A 13,580-nucleotide genomic window follows, 5' to 3' on the forward strand; every position below is an offset into this window, starting at 1 on the left:
GTGGCCCGGCTGAACTACAACCATTTGCGCTATTTCTGGGCGGTCGCCCATGACGGCAATCTGACGCGCACCGCCCAGCGGCTGAACGTGTCGCAATCGGCGCTATCGGTGCAGATCGGCAAGCTGGAGGCGCAGCTCGGCCACACGCTGTTCGAGCGCAGCGGCAGACAGCTCCTGCTGACCGAGGCGGGCCGGATCGCGCTCGATCATGCGGACGTGATCTTCGCGGCGGGCGACGAGCTTCTGGGCACGCTGAGCGAGACCGGCACGGGGCGGCGATTCGTGTTGCGCGTGGGCGCGCTGGCGACGCTGTCGCGCAATTTCCAGATCGATTTCCTGCGCCCCGTGGTCCGGCGCGAGGATGTTGAGGTGGTGGTGCGCTCCGGTGCGCTGGGCGATCTCTTGCAGAGCCTTCAGGCGCATCAACTCGACGTCGTGCTGACCAATGTGATGCCGGCGCGCGATGCGGCGACCCCGCTGATCGCCCATCGCATCGACGAGCAGACGGTGAGCCTGGTGGGCACGCCGGATCGCGTCGGCGCGGGCGGTTCGCTGCGCGACCTGCTGGAACGCGCGCCGGTCATCCTGCCGACGCCGGGCAGCGCGATCCGCACGGGGTTCGACGCGATCGCCGACCGGCTCGACATTCGGCCGCGCATCGCCGCCGAGGTCGACGACATGGCGATGATCCGGCTGCTGGCCCGCGAAGGGGCGGGGCTCGCCGTGGTGCCGCCCATCGTCGTCAAGGACGAACTCGCAGCCGGCACCATGGTCGAGGCGCAGACCTTCGCGCGCCTGTCGGAGACCTTCTACGCGGTCACGCTGGCGCGGCGGTTCCCCAACCCGGTGCTGCGCGCCCTGATCGCCGGGCCGGACGATGGGAGTTCGATGAGCAGGCCCGCGCGTGACGCTAGCTGGCGACCGGGCTGACATAGCCGGGCGGCTTGACGGTGACGACCGAGCATTCGACGACGTTGAGGATGTCCTCGGCGGTGTTGCCGATGATCAGGCCCGGCACGCCCGTGCGCGTGAGCGTGCCCATGACGAGGATGTCCGCCCCCAGCGCCCTGACCTGCTCGGGAATCGCCCGGCGCGGATTGCCGCGCACCAGGTGGCGGCGGATCCGGGATCGAGGCAGGCTATCGCCGAAGGTGCGGGCGGTCTGCGCGGCGAGGACGTCAAGGCCCTTTTCGTGCCGGGCGAGCGTGTCGCGCACATAGGACAGCGCGCCCTCATCGTCGGAGGACCAGCGGCGCACGAGGTCTTCGGCCGGCGCCTCCCAGACATGCAGCAGATGCAGTGTCGCGCCCGCAAGGGCGGCGATGGCGGCGGCCGAGCGGACGATCTCGGCGTTTAGTCCCGACAGCGTGCCCGGCTCGTCGGCATCGCTGTCATCGACGTCTACGGCGGCGAGGACGTGGCGTACCGGTCCGGCGCTTTCGGGCATGACCAGCCAGACCGGGCAGGGGCACTTGCGCAACAGGTGCTGATCGGTGCTGGCGAACAGGTAGCGATGGGCGGCGTCGATCGGTTCGGCCGTCTTGATGACGAGGTCGTGGCCATCGTCGATGACCTGCCGGATGATCTCGTAGAAGGGCCGGCCGACGCGGGCGGTGATCCGGGCCGACAGGTCGAGCGCGCGGACCGCCGTCTCTGCCTTCGATCGTGCATCGGCGCCCATGCGCTCGGCGATGTGCCCGGCGCTGACGCCGGCATGGCGCGCCAGGCGGTCGAGCTCGCGGCCCGCCGGCACGAGGGCGAGGACAGTCAGGCGCGCATTGTGGGCCCCGGCCAGCTCGGCGGCGCGTGCCAGAAGGGCGCGGTCACCCTCGTCGCCGCTGCACACGGCCAGAATGCTCGCAAAATGCGCGGGGGCGGGCATCAGGCGGGCTCGCCCTGTTCGGGCGCGGGCGCCGCATCGCGCGCCGGCGGCTGTTCGACGCTCATCACCAGGCTCGCCGCTTGCGATGCGGCGTCGCGATAGGGCATCAGCACGAGATCGGCACCGGCCTGCCGAAGCCGGGCGGCGGTCTCGTGGCTGTGCACGGCGACCGCGATGCGCCCGGCGAATCCGACCTGCTGCAGCGAATGGATCAGCGAGCGGCGCGGGTCGTCATGGGTGACGCCGGTGTCGTGCTCGGGCACGGCGGAGACCGCCCAGCGCGTGCGCGCCAGCGGCAGATGGGCGATGAATTCGGGGTCGGAGGCATCTCCGAACAGCGTGTCGAAGCCTTGCGCGCGTGCCTGGCGCACGGCGACCGGGTTGAAGTCGATGCCCAGCACGCGCATGCCGGCGCTGTCGAGTTCCTGGGCGATGGCCAGGCCATAGCGACCCAGGCCGAACACGACGGCGTCATAGCCCGCCGCATCGGGGTGCCAGTCGTCTTCCTTCGTGCCGGCGCCGCGCCGCTCGAACGGGCCCAGCAGCGGCTCGAGGCGGCCATAGAGCTGGTGCGACCAGGTGATCATGTAGGTCGAGGCGGCGATGGTGATCAGCCCGACCAGGGTGACGAGCCCCAGCGCCGGTTCGGTCACATGCCCGATGGTCACGCCCATGGCCATGAAGATCAGCGAGAACTCGGAAATCTGCGCGACGGTGAGCCCGGCCAGAAAGCCGGTGCGCTTGCGATAGCCCATCGCCCCCATGATGGCGAGAACGATCAGCGGATTGCCGATCAGCACGAACGCCGAGAAGACCAGCGCCGCGCCGACCGAGGCGCCCAGCACGCCCAGGTCGAGCGACGCGCCCAGCGCGATGAAGAAGAACAGGAGCAGGAAGTCGCGCAGGCTCGCCAGCCGCGCCGCGATCGCGTCGCGGAACGGCGTGGAGGCGAGCGACACGCCGGCGAGCAGGCCGCCCAGCTCCTTGCCGAAGCCGAAATAATGCCCGAGCGCGGCCAGAAGCGCGGCCCAGCCGATCGCGAAGGAGATCATCAGTTCGGGCGCGCGCGACAGCCGCTCGGTGAGCGGGTTGGCAAGAAAGCGGATGAACAGGCCGACGGCGACCAGCATCAGCGCGCCATAGCCGAACACGCCGAGGATTTCGGCGAAGCCGGCATCGCCCTGGGCGCCAACGCCGAGCGCCGACAGCACGATCATGGCGACCACGACGACGATGTCCTGAACGATGAGAAAGCCAAGCGCGATGCGCCCATGCAGCGAATCGATCTCGCGCTTGTCCGACAGCAGCTTGACGATGATGATGGTCGACGAGAAGGTCAGCGCGACGGCGATGTAAAGGCTCGTTATCGCACCAAGGCCGAGCGCGAGCCCGATCAGGAAGCCGAAGATCGTGGTGAAGATCACCTGGCCCAGCCCGGTCATCAGCGCCACGGGGCCGAGCGTGCGTACCAGCTTGAGATCGAGCTTGAGCCCGACCAGGAACAACAGGACCGCGATGCCCAGTTCGGCCAGAAGATCGATATATTCGTCCGAGCGCGCGATGTTGAGAACGGACGGGCCGGCGATGATCCCCACCGCGATGAACGAGACGATCAGCGGCTGGCGCAGCATCAGGCCGACAAAGCCGACGGCCGCGGCGAGCACCAGCAGCGCGGCGATCTCGTAGAAGATGTAGTCGGTGATGGCTTCCGCCATGAACGCTCAGCCCCTTGCTTCGAGCGACCGGCCCTGCGACGGCGCCGCCCGGCGGTCGCGCCAGGCGCGCACGCCGCGCTTTTCCAGTTCGAGGATGGTCAGGACGGCCAGACCGATTGCGACGATCTGCAAGCCTTGCACGACCGTCAAGGGCCGGGTGTCGAAGAACGCCTCCATGAACGGCGCATATGTAAACAAAAACTGCAGCGCCGCAACGGCGGCAACGGCAATCAGCACCGGCCGCGTGCCGAGCAGGCCGCGCAGGGTCAGCGAGGGCGCGTGCAGGTAGCGCACCGAGAACAGATAGAAGATCTCCATGGCCACGAGCGTGTTGACGGCGATGGTCCGCGCCTGGGCGACCGAGGCGCCCTGGGCCTGGGCGAGGGCGAACTTGCCGAATATGCCGGCCATGAACAGGACCGAAACGAACCCGACCCGCCACAGCACGAAGCCTGAAAGAATCGGCTCGGATGCGGGGCGTGGCGCGCGCGCCATCACGCCTCGCTCGGAGGGCTCGAAGGCGAGCGTCATGGCCAGCACGACCGAGGAGACCATGTTGACCCACAGGATCTGCAGCGGCGTGATCGGCAGGGTCAGGCCGAGCAGGATCGCCGCCACCAGCGACAGCGATTCCCCGCCATTGACCGGCAGCAGGAAGACGATCGCCTTCTTGAGGTTGTCGTAGACGGTGCGGCCGGCCTTCACCGCCGCGGCGATGGTTGCGAAATTGTCGTCGGCGAGCACGATCTCGGCGGCCTCCTTTGCCGCCTCGGTGCCCTTCCGGCCCATGGCGATGCCGATATCGGCCCGCTTGAGCGCGGGTGCGTCATTGACGCCGTCGCCGGTCATGGCGACCACATGGCCGGCCTGCTGCAACGCGTTGACGAGGCGCAGCTTGTGCGCCGGGCTCGTGCGGGCGAAGACATCGACGCGCGCGGCCGCCTCGCGCAGCGCCTGGTCGTCGAGCGCGCCGATTCCGGCGCCCTCGAGCACCTCCGACGTGTTCCCGAGGCCGAGTTGACCGGCGATGGCCGCCGCCGTGCCGGCATGGTCGCCGGTGATCATCTTCACCCGGATCCCCGCCGCCCGGCATTGCCGGACCGCGGCGACCGCCTCCTCGCGCGGCGGATCGATCAGGCCGACAAGGCCGAGCAAGGTCAGGTCGGCGTCGACATCGGCAAAGTGCAGTTCGCCGTGATCGCCATGGGTGGGCTTGGCGGCGATGGCGAGAACGCGCATGCCCTCCTCGGCAATGGCCTGGGCCTGGCCGCGCCAGTAATCCGCATCGATCGGCGCGCTGCCGCCGTCGCTGACGCGCTGGGTGCGGCACATCGCAAGGATCCGCTCCGGCGCGCCCTTGACCCAGATGTGCGACCGGCCCTGGTGATCGTGGCGCAGGCTCGCCATGAAGCGGTGTTCGGCATCGAAGGGAATGGCATCGGTCTGCGGAACCCTGCGCCGCTCGGTTTCGGCGTCGAAACCGGCCTTGCCGGCCAGCGCGAGCAGGGCCCCTTCCATCGGGTCGCCGAGCACGGACCAGTTTTCGTCCGCCTGGACGAGTTCGGCCTCGCTGCACAAAAGCGCGGCGCGCGCAAGCTCGGTCAGCACCGGATGGTCGGCCGGTCGTGCCTCCGCCTCGCCCAGCACGAAGCCGCCATGGGGGGCATAGCCGGTGCCGGTGACGCGATAGGCGTGATTGGCCGTGGCCACGCGCGCAACCGTCATTTCGTTGCGGGTGAGCGTGCCGGTCTTGTCCGAACAGATCACCGAGACCGATCCCAGCGCCTCGATCGCCGGCAGGCGCCGGACGATGGCGTTGCGGCGCGCCATGGCCTGCACGCCGATGGCCAGCGTGACCGTCAGGATCGCCGGCAACCCCTCGGGAATGGCGGCGACCGCCAGGCCGACCAGCGCCATGAACAATTCGGTGAAGCCATAACCGCCAAGCGTCAGGCCGAAGGCCAGGATCAGCAGGCAGAACGCCAGGATGAAACCGGTCAGCCATTTGGCGAACACCGTCATCTGCCGGAGCAGCGGCGTCTGGGTCGATTCCACGCGGGCGATCATGCCGCTGATGCGGCCAATCTCGGTCTGTGGACCGGTGGCGACGACGACGCCGCGGCCCTGGCCGGCGGCGGCCATGGTGCCCGAAAACGCCATGGAGCGCCGGTCGCCAAGCGGCGCATCGGCCGCAACGGCGCCACTGGCCTTCTCGACGGCGACGGATTCGCCGGTGAGCGCGGCTTCCTCGATGCGCAGGCCGCGCGCCTCGATCAGGCGGATGTCGGCGGGCACCCGGTCGCCGGCCTCGATGATCGCGATGTCGCCGGGCACGATCTGGTCACTGGCAACGGTCTGCCGGCGGCCATTGCGCAGCACGGTGGCCTGCGGTGCCAGTATGTTGCGAATGGCGGCGAGGGCGCTTTCGGCCTTGCCTTCCTGGATGAAGCCGATGAGCGCATTGACCATCACAACGGCAAGGATGACGACCGTGTCCACGAGATGGCCGAGCAGCGCGGTGACGGAACCGGCGCCCAGAAGCACGTAGATCAGCAGGTTGTGAAACTGCCGGACAAAGCGCACCAGCGGCCCGGCGCGTCTGGGCTCGGGCAGCCGGTTGGCGCCGTGGGCGCGGCGACGACGCTCGACCTCGCCGGCATCCAGGCCGGTCTCGGCCCTCGTGCGAAGCGCCTCCAGCGCGGTTTCGTGGGGCTGGTCGTGCCAGCGCTGGGCCATGACCGTGGTCCTTTCGTGCAGGCAAAACCAAGCTGCGGCGGAAACTCCGCCGTGCCGCGGCACGCAACGGCATGACGGGGCGACCGGACATGTCAGTTCCGTTGCACGTGTTCTCGTTGATAGCCGGGCCTGGTCCGGTGTCACTTGACCGTGGTCAAAACGGCTCAGAACGGGTCTGTGGCGCGGTGTCGCACCGGTTGGCCGGCCCCGCGGGTCGGAACCGGGCGGAAGGATTTGCATTGGGTTGCCGGCGCTTGGCATAAGGGCTGCGGCGCAATCTGTAAGAGGCACCATCTTGACCCAGACCATTCGCAAAGCCGTCATCCCCGTCGCCGGCCTCGGCACCCGTTTCCTGCCGGCCACCAAGGCCGTGCCCAAGGAGATGCTCACCGTGGTCGACAAGCCCGTGGTGCAATACGCGGTCGAGGAGGCACAGGCCGCCGGCATCGAGCACATCATCTTCGTGACCGGCCGCAACAAGCATGTCATCGAGGACCACTTCGACCACCAGTTCGAGCTGGAGACCACGCTCGAACAGCGCGGCAAGACCGAGGCGCTGGCCGGACTGCGCGCCGACCTGCCGCAGGCCGGCCAGGTCAGCTACACGCGCCAGCAACAGGCGCTGGGCCTTGGCCATGCGGTCTGGTGCGCACGGGCGCTGATCGACCGCAGCGAGCCGTTTGCCGTGCTGCTGCCCGACATGGTGATGACGGGCGATCCGGGCTGCCTGTCGCAGATGGTCGCGGTGCATGAAAAACGCGGCGGCAACATCGTCTCGGTGGAGGCCTGCGCGCCCGAGGAGGCGCACAAATACGGCATCGTTTCGATGGGCGAGACCCATGAGGACGGCTCGTTCGAGATCACCGGCATGGTGGAGAAGCCCGAAAAGGGCACGGCACCGTCGAACTATTTCATGAACGGACGCTACATTCTCGATGCGGCGATCATGGACCTGCTCGGCCGGCATCAGACCGGGGCGGGCGGCGAAATCCAGCTCACCGACTCCATGCTCGATCTGATGGCGCAACAGCCCTTTCACGGCGTGCCGTTCGAAGGCGAGACCTATGATTGCGGCTCGAAGCTTGGCTTTCTGAGCGCCAATATCGCGCTTGGGCTCGCCAATGACACGCTCGGGCCTGAGCTTCGGGCCTTCATCAAGTCGCTGGACGTCTGCGAGTGATGGCCTGCGCCATCGGCTGCCGGTTGGCTGCGCCTCAGTCGGCCGATGCTTCGGCGTAGCCCGCCGGATTGCGCGACTGCCAGCGCCAGCTGTCCGCGCACATGGCGGCAAGATCGCGCCGCGCCGTCCAGCCCATGAGCTCGCGGGCACGGCTTGGGTCGGCATAGCAGGTGGCGATGTCGCCCGGCCGGCGCGCCGCGATTTCATAGGGGATCGGGCGGCCGCTCGCCGCCTCGAAGGCGGCCACCATGTCGAGCACCGAATAGCCCGTGCCGGTGCCCAGATTGATCGCCTCGCAGCGCGGCGCATCCAGCAGGCCGAGCGCGGCGACATGGCCCTCGGCCAGATCGCACACATGGATGTAGTCGCGCACGCCGGTGCCGTCGGCCGTCGGATAGTCGTCGCCGAACACGGTCAGATGCGGCCGGCGTCCGACCGCGACCTGGCTGATGAAGGGCATGAGGTTGTTGGGAATGTCGGCCGGGTCCTCGCCGATCAGCCCCGAGGGGTGGGCGCCGACCGGGTTGAAATAGCGCAGGATGGCGATCGACCAGGCCGGATCGGACGCACGCAGCGCGCGCAGCATGTTCTCGACGATCAGCTTGGTCTGGCCGTAGACGCTCTGCGCGCCGAGCGGGTGGTCCTCGGGGATCGGCAATTGCTGCGGCGTGCCGTAGACGGTCGCCGAGGAGGAAAAGATCAGCTTCCTGACGCCGGTCTCGGCCATCGCGCTCAACAACCGCTCGGAACCGCCGACATTGAATTCGTGATATCGCAACGGCTCGGCCATGCTTTCGCCGACCGCCTTGAGGCCGGCGAAATGGATCACCGCCTCGCAGCCGTGATCGCGCAGCGCCCTTTCTAGCGTGGGCCGATCGCGAATGTCGCCCTCGATCAGGGTCGGCCGATCCTGGAAGAGCTGGCCGAGCCGGTCGATGGCGCGCGCGGAGGCGTTGACGAAACTGTCGAGGATCACCGGTTCGTGGCCTGCCTCGCGCAGCGCGACATAGGTGTGCGTGCCGATATAGCCGGCGCCGCCGGTGACGAGGATCTTCATGATGGCGCGCTCTCTTCCGCGATCGTGCCTGCAGGGTAGATCAGACCCGTTGCGTATTGCTTGCCATGACGGCGATCAGCTGTGCCAGACAGCCGGCAGCGGGGTCGCACCGCGCAACGCGTCGAGCGCGGCGCGCGTGAGCGGCCGCAGGGCATAGGAATCGGCCGCGATGAGGCGCACAACGCACTTGCCGGCAAAGGCGCTGACGCCGCCCTGCGCGCCCGGCCTTTCGGCCAGAAGCGGGTCCAGCCGGGCGCGTAGGTCCTGTGCCAGCGCCGCCCACTGCTCCTCGTCGAGCCGGGCGCAATGGACGATCGAGGCCATGGCGTCGCAGCCGGCGAACAGCCCCGGCGCGGAGCGCAGCGGCGCGATCGCGCCATCAATGCGCACATCGTCGCCATGCACGAGGCGGCCGGCGCGCGCGATGCGCCAGCGATCGTGAACGAAGGCCTCGTGCACCGTTTCGCGCATCGCCTTGCGGCCGAACACGAGCGTTTCGATGCCGGTGAAGGTCGCCGATGGGGCGAGGTCGACGGCGATGGTGCGGGCAAGCGCGGCGCGGTCGAACACGATCGTCTCCTGGGGCAGCCAGTCGATCCGGGCGCCATCGTCCACGGTGATCGCCGTGCGCTGGCGCGCCACGCCGCCTGCAGCCCTGTAGATCCGCTCGCAGGCCTGGGTGGTGATCACCGCATGGGTGCCCGCGCCGGCCGCCACGTCCCAGTTCAGCCGATCGCCGCCGGTCAGCCCGCCGGCGGTGTTGATCAGCACCGCCTCGAGCCGGCCATGGTGCTGGCGCGGCACGCGGATCTTCGCATTGGCCTTCTGGTACAGCGCCGCAAGTCGCGTGCGGCCATCCGCGCCCGCCTTGACGGCGATGCGGCCGGCGCCGACCGAGCGCTGCATGCGCGGCGAAGCGGGGTGCGCATCGGCCCGAAGGCGGGCGCGGGCGGCGATGGTTGCGGCGGCGGTCATGCGTGCTATGTCGATCCCATGATTTCGGTCGCAAGGCGAGGGACAATCGACCATGACTGACGACATCGCAAGGCGCGCGCGCGAACTCGATGGGGCCGACCCGCTGGCGCCGATGCGCAACCGGTTCGATCTGCCCGCCAACCTTGTCTATCTGGACGGCAACTCGCTGGGACCGCTTACGAAATCGGCACGCGCCCGCGTGCGCGAGACGGTCGACACGGCCTGGGGCGAACATCTGATCACCGCCTGGAACCGCGATGGCTGGGCCGATCTGCCCGCGCGCATCGGCGCGCGCATCGCGCGTCTCATCGGCGCGGCGCCGGGCACGGTGCGGGCCGGCGATTCCACCTCGGTCAACCTGTTCAAGGTGCTGTCGGCGGCGATCTCGCTGAAGGGGGGCGATGCGACGATCCTCTCCGACACGGGCAACTTCCCAACCGATCTTTATGTCGCGCAGGGGCTGGCCGGCCGGTTCGATGGCGTCCGGTTGCGCCTCGTCGAGCCCGAAGAGGTCGCAGAGGCGATCGACGACCGGGTCGACATCGTCATGCTCACCGAGGTCGATTACCGCACCGGCCGCAAGCACGACATGGCCGCACTGACCGAACTGGCCCATGCGCAAGGGGCGCTGGCGATCTGGGATCTGGCGCATTCGGCCGGCGCCTTTCCGGTGGCGCTCGATGCATGCGGTGCCGATTTCGCGGTGGGCTGCGGGTACAAATATCTCAATGGCGGGCCTGGCGCGCCCGCCTTCTATCATGTCGCCGAGCGCCATCAGCAGGCGATCGACCCGCTGCTCGCCGGATGGTTCGGCCATGCCGCGCCCTTCGCCTTCGATCTCGACTACCGGCCGGCCGACGGCATCGACCGGCTGCGCGTGGGCACGCCGCCGGTCCTGTCGATGGCCGCGCTCGATGCCTCGCTCGATGTGTTCGACAACGCCGATCTGGCCGCGATCGCGGACAAGTCGGCCAGGCTGACGCAGTTCTTCATCGACTGTGTGGACGGTTTTGCGGCGCAGGCGGGGCTGACGCTGGCCACGCCCCGTGCAGCGGCCGAACGGGGCAGCCATGTCTCCTGGCGGCACGAGCACGCCTATCCGGTGATGCAGGCGCTGATCGCGCGCGGGGTGATCGGCGACATGCGCGCGCCGGACATTGTGCGTTTCGGCTTCGCGCCGCTCTACAACAGCTTTGCTGAGGTGGCCCGGGCGGCGGGCGAACTCGAGACGATCCTGCGCGAACGCGCCTGGGACAGGCCCGAATTCCATCGGCGCAACGCGGTGACCTGAGCCGGATCAGTCCTCGGCGGCCGGTTCGGCGCCGATATGGCGCGCGCCGCGGGCGCGGGCGAGGTCGACCTGGCGCTGTCGTTCGGCAAAGCGCGCGCGGTCGTCGTCGCTGAACTTGCCGACGCAATGGGGGCATTGCACGCCGTTTCGGAAATGCGCCGAGCGCATGTCCTGGGGCGAGAGCGGATGGCGGCAGGCGCGGCACAGCCGGTGGTGGCCGGGCGCGAGCCCGTGGCCGACCGAGACGCGCTCGTCGAAGACGAAACACTCGCCCCGCCAGGTGCTTTCGGCCTCGGGCACGGTCTCCAGATATTTCAGGATGCCGCCCTTGAGGTGAAAGACATCGTCATGACCCAGCGAGCGGACAAAGGCGGTGGCCTTTTCGCAGCGAATGCCGCCGGTGCAGAACATGGCGATCTTCCTGCCTCTGAGCCGGTTCTCGTTGCGTCGCACCCAGTCGGGAAATTCGCGGAAGCTGGCCGTTTCGGGGTTCACCGCGCCCTCGAAGGTGCCGACCTTCACCTCGTAATCGTTGCGCGTGTCGATGACGATGGTGTCGGGATCGGCGATCAGCGCGTTCCACTCGTCGGGCGCGACATAGGTGCCGACGATCTGCGTGGGGTCGGTGTCCGGCACGCCCATGGTCACGATCTCGCTCTTCAGCCGCACCTTGAGCCGGTAGAACGGCATGTTCGGTGCATAACTTTCCTTGTGTTCGAGCCCGGCGAATTCGGGCTGCGCCCGCAGGAAGGCGAGCATTGCATCGATGCCGGCGCGCGGGCCGGCCACCGTGCCGTTGATGCCCTCGGAGGCCAGCAGCAGCGTGCCCTTCAGGCCGGCCTTGCAGCACAGTTCGGCCAACGGCTTGCGCAGGCTTTCGAAGCGGTCGAGCCGGGCGAAATGGTAGAGCGCGGCGACGACAATCGGGTCACGATCCTCGGTCATCGCCCATAACTAGACCACCTGGAGGCGTGGCGCAAAGGTCGGCGCATGGACCAGAATTATCGAACGCGTCGGCGGCAGTCGCATACTGGCACCGAGGAAACGAGGGTCATGCCAGTGCCAAGATTTTCGCCGGAGACATTGCGACAGATCGAGAACGTGGCGCGCGCCTACGGCATCGAGCCGGCCGCGCTCAAGGCGGTCGCGGCGGTCGAAAGCGGCGGGCGCGCCTTCGCCCGGATCGACGGGCGCGCCGAACCGCTGATCCGATTCGAGGGTCACTATTTCGACCGGCTGCTGACTGGCGACAAGCGCGCGGCGGCGCGGCGGGCCGGGCTCGCCTCGCCGCGCGCGGGCGCGGTAAAGAACCCGCGCGATCAGGCCGGGCGCTGGCGGTTGCTCGACAAGGCCTGCGCCATCGACCGGGCGGCGGCGCTGCAATCGGTGTCCTGGGGCATCGGTCAGGTGATGGGCGCGCACTGGCAGGCGCTCGGCTATGCCTCGGTCGAGGCGATGGTGCGCGAAGCGCGCAGCGGCGTTGAAGGCCAGTTGGCGCTCATGGTGCGCTTCATGCGGGTCAACCGGCTGCTGCCGCTGCTGCAGACGCGCGACTGGGCCGGCTTTGCGCGCCGCTATAACGGGCCGGCCTGGCGGCGCAACCGGTACGACGCGCGGCTCGCGGCGGCCCATGCGCGCTATCGTGGCCATGATGCGCCCGCCGGATCGCCGGCCGTGCTGCGCAGCGGCGACAACGGCCCGGGCGTGGCCGACCTGCAGCGCAAGCTGACCGCCGCCGGCTTCCCGCTGGCCGCCGACGGCGCGTTCGGTCCAAGGACCGAGGCCGCGCTGCGCGCGTTTCAGCGCCGGGCCGGACTTGCGGTCGACGGGGTTTACGGGCCGCGATCGGCCGGTGCGCTGCATCGGGCCCTGGCAAGGCCGGGCTGGCCGCGTGCCCTGTGGCGAAACATCCAGGGTCTTCTGGCCGTACTTCCATGGATCGGGCGGCGGCTCGGTTGACCGAAGCCGGCCTTGCCGGTGGACAGGCCATGGCGATCCGATCTAAGGGCGGGCCGAACCCAGCGCCGCACGAGACCGACATGACCCAGAACACCGACACATTGTTGCCGATCCTGACGGGCCAGCCCGTCATCCCCGTGATCGTGATCGAGGACGCCGAAAAGGCGGTGCCGCTGGCGCGCGCCCTGGCGGCCGGGGGGCTGCCGGCCGTGGAGATCACGCTGCGCAGCGAAGCGGCGGTCGACGCCATCGGCAGGATCGCCGCAAAGGTGCCGCAGGCGATCGTCGGCGCCGGCACGGTGCTCAACACCGAACACTACGAACAGGTTGTCGCCGCCGGCGCGCGCTTTGCCGTGTCGCCGGGCTTCACGCCGGAACTGGCCGATTCGGCGCGCGGCAGCGCGGTCCCGCTGCTGCCCGGTGCGTCGACGCCCAGCGAGATCATGGCGGCGCTCGAGGAAGGCTATTGGCTGCTGAAGTTCTTTCCGGCCGAGCAGTCCGGCGGGGTGGGCTATCTGAAATCGCTGGCCTCGCCCTTTGCCGGGGTGCGCTTCTGCCCCACGGGCGGCGTTTCGGCGACCAATGCGGCCGACTATCTCGGCCTTTCGAACGTCATCTGCGTGGGCGGTTCCTGGGTCGCGCCGGGCGATGCGGTTCAGGGCGGCGATTGGGACCGCATCACGGCGCTCGCCAAAGAAGCGGCGGGGCTGGCCTAGGGTCGCCCCACCTCCCCCTTGAGGGGAGGTCGGCGATTGTCGAGCGAAGCGAGACAGAGCCGGGTGGGG

At 68.9% G+C, this 13,580-nt stretch carries 11 protein-coding genes; 5 read left to right on the plus strand and 6 right to left on the minus strand.

The genetic code is table 11. The features are described from left to right. Nucleotides 1–930, plus strand: a complete 930-nt coding sequence (locus RBB34_RS02270) for a LysR family transcriptional regulator (RefSeq protein WP_306117568.1) — start codon at nt 1–3, stop codon at nt 928–930. Here the strand turns inward: RBB34_RS02270 and RBB34_RS02275 are convergent. The 3 genes from RBB34_RS02275 to RBB34_RS02285 are packed head-to-tail and all read right to left on the minus strand — an operon-like array spanning nt 911 to nt 6,333. Beyond that, entirely contained in the window at nt 911–1,882 is a 972-nt protein-coding gene (locus RBB34_RS02275; RefSeq protein WP_306117569.1) for a universal stress protein, read from the minus strand. The two genes, RBB34_RS02270 and RBB34_RS02275, sit on opposite strands and share 20 nt — an antisense overlap. Next, entirely contained in the window at nt 1,882–3,597 is a 1,716-nt protein-coding gene (locus RBB34_RS02280) for a cation:proton antiporter family protein (protein ID WP_306117570.1), read from the minus strand. The genes RBB34_RS02275 and RBB34_RS02280 overlap by 1 nt, the downstream gene beginning before the upstream one ends. A gap of 6 nt (nt 3,598–3,603) precedes the next feature. Beyond that, the gene (locus tag RBB34_RS02285) at nt 3,604–6,333 is read right to left on the minus strand and encodes a cation-transporting P-type ATPase (protein ID WP_306117571.1); all 2,730 of its coding nucleotides are present in this window, start codon (nt 6,331–6,333) and stop codon (nt 3,604–3,606) included. Between the two features lie 295 nt (nt 6,334–6,628). On the opposite strand from RBB34_RS02285, the gene RBB34_RS02290 reads away from it, so the two are divergent. Further along, the gene (locus tag RBB34_RS02290; RefSeq protein ID WP_306117572.1) at nt 6,629–7,513 is read left to right on the plus strand and encodes a UTP--glucose-1-phosphate uridylyltransferase; all 885 of its coding nucleotides are present in this window, start codon (nt 6,629–6,631) and stop codon (nt 7,511–7,513) included. Between the two features lie 34 nt (nt 7,514–7,547). Here RBB34_RS02290 and galE read toward each other — a convergent pair whose 3' ends face one another. Together galE and RBB34_RS02300 are read right to left on the minus strand one after the other, a co-directional pair. Continuing rightward, nucleotides 7,548–8,570 carry a UDP-glucose 4-epimerase GalE gene (gene galE, locus RBB34_RS02295; protein ID WP_306117573.1) on the minus strand — a complete coding sequence of 341 codons (1,023 nt, stop codon included), beginning with the start codon at nt 8,568–8,570 and terminating at the stop codon, nt 7,548–7,550. A gap of 75 nt (nt 8,571–8,645) precedes the next feature. Further along, nucleotides 8,646–9,545, minus strand: coding sequence for an urease accessory protein UreD (locus RBB34_RS02300; protein ID WP_306117574.1), 900 nt, complete (start codon nt 9,543–9,545; stop codon nt 8,646–8,648). Nucleotides 9,546–9,597: 52 nt separating this feature from the next. Here RBB34_RS02300 and kynU point away from each other — a divergent pair, with 52 nt between their 5' ends. Beyond that, a complete protein-coding gene (kynU, locus tag RBB34_RS02305; protein WP_306117575.1) occupies nt 9,598–10,836 on the plus strand; it encodes a kynureninase in 1,239 nt (412 codons plus the stop codon). 6 nt (nt 10,837–10,842) lie between these two features. Here kynU and RBB34_RS02310 read toward each other — a convergent pair whose 3' ends face one another. Then, nucleotides 10,843–11,781 carry a rhodanese-related sulfurtransferase gene (locus RBB34_RS02310; protein WP_306117576.1) on the minus strand — a complete coding sequence of 313 codons (939 nt, stop codon included), beginning with the start codon at nt 11,779–11,781 and terminating at the stop codon, nt 10,843–10,845. Between the two features lie 108 nt (nt 11,782–11,889). Between RBB34_RS02310 and RBB34_RS02315 the strand changes: the two genes are divergently transcribed. Beyond that, the gene (locus RBB34_RS02315; RefSeq protein WP_306117577.1) at nt 11,890–12,795 is read left to right on the plus strand and encodes an N-acetylmuramidase domain-containing protein; all 906 of its coding nucleotides are present in this window, start codon (nt 11,890–11,892) and stop codon (nt 12,793–12,795) included. Nucleotides 12,796–12,875: 80 nt separating this feature from the next. Beyond that, a complete protein-coding gene (locus RBB34_RS02320) occupies nt 12,876–13,511 on the plus strand; it encodes a 2-dehydro-3-deoxy-phosphogluconate aldolase (RefSeq protein ID WP_306117578.1) in 636 nt (211 codons plus the stop codon). The last annotated feature ends 69 nt before the right edge of the window (nt 13,512–13,580 follow it).

The sequence above is a fragment of the Roseitalea sp. MMSF_3546 genome, assembly GCF_030732865.1.
GTDB lineage: Bacteria > Pseudomonadota > Alphaproteobacteria > Rhizobiales > Rhizobiaceae > Roseitalea.

Coding starts and splice junctions, on each gene's coding strand:
- RBB34_RS02310 (WP_306117576.1), bottom strand. CDS start 11,781: ATGACCGAGGATCGTGACCCGATTGTCGTCGCCGCGCTCTACCATTTC.
- galE (WP_306117573.1), bottom strand. CDS start 8,570: ATGAAGATCCTCGTCACCGGCGGCGCCGGCTATATCGGCACGCACACC.
- RBB34_RS02300 (WP_306117574.1), bottom strand. CDS start 9,545: ATGACCGCCGCCGCAACCATCGCCGCCCGCGCCCGCCTTCGGGCCGAT.
- RBB34_RS02315 (WP_306117577.1), top strand. CDS start 11,890: ATGCCAGTGCCAAGATTTTCGCCGGAGACATTGCGACAGATCGAGAAC.
- RBB34_RS02285 (WP_306117571.1), bottom strand. CDS start 6,333: ATGGCCCAGCGCTGGCACGACCAGCCCCACGAAACCGCGCTGGAGGCG.
- RBB34_RS02275 (WP_306117569.1), bottom strand. CDS start 1,882: ATGCCCGCCCCCGCGCATTTTGCGAGCATTCTGGCCGTGTGCAGCGGC.
- RBB34_RS02320 (WP_306117578.1), top strand. CDS start 12,876: ATGACCCAGAACACCGACACATTGTTGCCGATCCTGACGGGCCAGCCC.
- RBB34_RS02280 (WP_306117570.1), bottom strand. CDS start 3,597: ATGGCGGAAGCCATCACCGACTACATCTTCTACGAGATCGCCGCGCTG.
- kynU (WP_306117575.1), top strand. CDS start 9,598: ATGACTGACGACATCGCAAGGCGCGCGCGCGAACTCGATGGGGCCGAC.